This window comes from Microbacterium sp. (genome assembly GCF_047972865.1).
Classification (GTDB): domain Bacteria; phylum Actinomycetota; class Actinomycetes; order Actinomycetales; family Microbacteriaceae; genus Microbacterium.
Map to the genome: position 1 here is coordinate 1 of NZ_JBKEAY010000251.1, position 2,973 is coordinate 2,973.

Sequence of the window (2,973 nt, forward strand, 5' to 3'; positions counted from 1 at the left end):
CAGGGCCGTGGGACGTGCAGGTGCGCTGCTCTCCCCCATGCCGTCCAGGCTAACGGATGCAGGCGCATGCGAGCCGCCGGGCCGACCGGGGGCGCTCACGCTCGGCCGGCGCAGTCGACACACGTCGCCGCGTGCGGTCGCGCCTCCAGACGGGCGGGCGGGATGCCGCGGCCGCACACCTCGCACACCCCGTAGCTGCCGTCGGCGACGCGCACCTGTGCGCGGCGGACGCTCGCGATCTCGGCGGCGAGGCTCGCACGCAGGGCATCCACCCGTTGCCACTCGCCCGACAGGGTGGAGCCTTCCGGGTCGTGCTCATCGTCGGCGGTGCCGTCGGCGCGATCGCGGCGCAGGTCGGCGTTGGCGTCGGTGAGCCGGGACTGCTGGTCGAGCAGATCCCGTTCACGCGCCCGCAGTCGCTGCGCGGCATCCATGTGCCGACCCTATGCGGTCGGCATCGGGATGGTGAGTGTGAGTGCGGGCCTGTGGACAACGCCGACCGGGCCGTGGGCGCGACGGGTACTCTCGCACGCATGGGAGAGGGGCGGACGCGGGCATTCATCGCGGCGGCGGTCGTCGCGGTCACGATGGTGTCAGGGTGTGCACCCGAGCCGGAGCCATCACCGACCCCGACGGGTTTCGCTAGCGAGGAAGAGGCATTCACAGCGGCGGAGGCGACTTACCGAGCCTACGTGGACGCCTTGAACGCCGTTGACCTCGCCGACCCGGCAACCTTCGAGCCGGTGTTCGACCTGTCGACCGGGCGGGCGTACGAGGCCGACCGAGTGGGCTTGAGCGAAATGCACGCCGAGCACTTGACCGTCTCGGGTGAGTCGATCATCGCGGTGTCCGAACGAGGTTCGGCGTCGAGCGACTTGACCGAAGTCTTCCTGTCGATCTGTCTCGACGTGTCGAGGGTGGAATTGACGGATGTCCAGGGCCGATCGGCGGTGGATCCCGACCGCACCCCGGTCCAGTCATTGACTGTGGGATTCGTCCCCTCGGCGTCATCGAGTCACGGGGCGCAGGTCCACGTGATCACGGCGCGAGAAGGGAAACCACTGTGCGTAAGCGGATAGGTGTCGTCTTGATCGTCAGCCTCGCATCGACATTGCTCATGGCCGTGAGCCCTCATGCGAACTCCTGTCAGGGCGCAACCTGGCGGGCGGACTGCTCGATTTCCCGTGACGGCGGTTCCGTCGAGGTGACTCAGCAACGGCAGGAGCCTGGCCGGGCCAGCACCCAGGCGGGGGGCGGACAGCCTCCGGTCGTAGGTCCGGACGGCGCACCAGTCACGGATGGCGCTTCCCCGGTTCAGCAGCCGACGGGTGAGGCCCGGATGTGCGAGCGGGCGTACGCGCGGATGGGGCAACAGGCCGTCGAGACGTGTATCCGCGCGAACGCGGGAGACGGCCTGCTCCCGGAGGACCCCGAACCGACCGAGCCGACCGAGCCGGGGATACCGGCGGTCACACTGACCGATCTGGCGCGGTTCGCGCCGGAGCAGTCCCGCACCGTGCTTGAGCCCGACGGGATCGGGGTGGTGGGATTACCTGCGAATCTGCTGGCTCCGAGCAGTGCCCACACGGTCGCCGGCGAGTTGTTTGGGCAGCCGGCGTCGGTGCGGTTCACGCCCGAGGAGTACGTGTTCGTGCACGGCGACGACACCTTCCAGGTCACGCGCACCGCGGGTCGGACCTGGGCTGATCTCGGGGTACCGCAGTTCACGGCGACCGACACCAGCCACACCTACTCCACCCGGGGCACGTACACCGTCCACACGATCGTGCGGTACGCCGCCGAGGTCGACCTGGGCAGTGGGTGGATGCCGGTAGCAGGACTCCTCGACATCCCCACCCCTGAGACCAGCGTTCAGGTCTATGAACTCCACACCGCCCTCGTTGAACACACCTGCGACGAAGACCCCACCGGCCCGGGATGCTGACCGACGTCCCGGCCCGCACACACTCGCACACCCCCAGGCCCACCCGCTGAGGGGAGTCAGGGCACCGAGCCTCGGGGTCACCCCCACGAGCACGGCGAGCACTCCAGCGCGCACGACTTCTAAGAGCACCGTGAGAGATCCCGCGCCGCGCGAGGCCGTGCGGGAAGAGCTTCGCGTCATCGAGGCTCCCGGTGAAGAGGTCACTGACGATGTCGCGATCTTGGCAGGCGTCCTGCAAGGCGTGGGATTGCTCCAGCTCCTGCTCGACCGGTCGGCCGATGAGTGCGAGGCGTTCGTGGCAGGCCTCGACGAAGCTTCCGGGGCGGCGGCCTACCGTGGCCAGGCTGCGGGTCGCGATCTTCACGTCGGTAATCCTCCCGACGGCCTTCCGCGCGATCTGAGGGCGGTGCCCAGCCGCGGCGCGACCGGCCGATGGGACGACGCCAGGCGCAGACCCGGCGCCGCGCGGCTAGACTGGGCCGCGTCCCCCGGCACCCGCAATATCCTGGAGCACCGCCGCGTGAGCACCCCTGTCGCAGACACCGTCGAAAACGCCGTCGCCACGCCGGAGAAGGACCAGCCGTACGGCGCGCTCGGGCTCAAAGACGACGAGTACGCCGAGATCCGCAGCATCCTCGGCCGCCGCCCCACGTCGGGCGAGCTGGCGATGTACTCGGTGATGTGGAGCGAGCACTGCTCGTACAAGTCGTCCAAGATCTACCTGCGCCGGTTCGGGCAGAAGGTCAGCGACGAGATGCGCGAGCGACTCATGGTCGGCATGGGCCAGAACGCCGGGGTCGTCGACATCGGCGAAGGATGGGCGGTCACCTTCAAGGTGGAGTCGCACAACCACCCCAGCTACATCGAGCCGTTCCAGGGCGCGGCCACCGGCGTCGGCGGCATCGTCCGCGACATCATCTCGATGGGGGCGCGCCCGGTCGCGGTGATGGACCAGCTACGGTTCGGGGCGATCGACCACCCCGACACGGCCCGCGTCGTGCACGGCGTGGTCAGCGGCATCAGCTTCT

The 2,973-nt window shown here is 69.3% G+C and carries 4 protein-coding genes; 3 read left to right on the forward strand and 1 reads right to left on the reverse strand.

Annotation, left to right across the window (positions count from 1 at the left end):
• Positions 1-95: 95 nt before the first annotated feature.
• Positions 96-434, reverse strand: coding sequence for a TraR/DksA family transcriptional regulator (locus ACK5KK_RS15410; protein WP_416890967.1), 339 nt, complete (start codon positions 432-434; stop codon positions 96-98).
• Positions 435-692: 258 nt separating this feature from the next.
• Between ACK5KK_RS15410 and ACK5KK_RS15415 the strand changes: the two genes are divergently transcribed.
• The 3 genes from ACK5KK_RS15415 to ACK5KK_RS15425 form a co-directional block, all read left to right on the forward strand.
• Positions 693-1,079 (forward strand): hypothetical protein, encoded by a 387-nt coding sequence (locus ACK5KK_RS15415; protein WP_416890968.1) that lies wholly within the window; start codon positions 693-695, stop codon positions 1,077-1,079.
• 260 nt (positions 1,080-1,339) lie between these two features.
• On the forward strand, positions 1,340-1,945 hold the full coding sequence (locus tag ACK5KK_RS15420) for a hypothetical protein (protein WP_416890969.1): 606 nt from the start codon (positions 1,340-1,342) through the stop codon (positions 1,943-1,945).
• A 130-nt stretch (positions 1,946-2,075) separates the two neighbouring features.
• On the forward strand, positions 2,076-2,973 hold an 898-nt coding region (locus ACK5KK_RS15425), incomplete at its 3' end, for an AIR synthase related protein (RefSeq protein ID WP_416890970.1).